This is a genomic window from Acidovorax sp. SRB_24 (assembly GCF_012931925.1).
On record NZ_MWOM01000355.1, the window covers coordinates 1 to 259 of the forward strand.

The 259-nt window shown below is 71.8% G+C and carries 1 protein-coding gene; it reads right to left on the minus strand.

Annotated features, from left to right (window positions below; translation table 11 throughout):
- The coding region (locus tag B2J89_RS23415; protein ID WP_169170898.1) for a TSUP family transporter at positions 1-240 on the minus strand (240 nt) is incomplete at its 3' end.
- Between the last annotated feature and the right edge of the window lie 19 nt (positions 241-259).

Sequence of the window (259 nt, forward strand, 5' to 3'; positions counted from 1 at the left end):
CAGCGACAGCACCACCAGCCGCGCCATCGACAGGCCCGGCGGCGCCTGCGTGTCTTCGCGGAACCCCCAGGCGCCCGCGATGTAGCCCGGCAGCAGCGCCACCGTGCCGGTGGCATTGGCCACCACCGGCGGCACGCCGACGAACACGAGCGCGGGCAGGGTCAGAAAACTGCCGCCACCGGCGACGGCATTGAGGGCGCCAGCGACGAACGCGGCGGTGAGCAGCAGGGCGGTATCCAACGTGTCTCCTTCAAGGTCG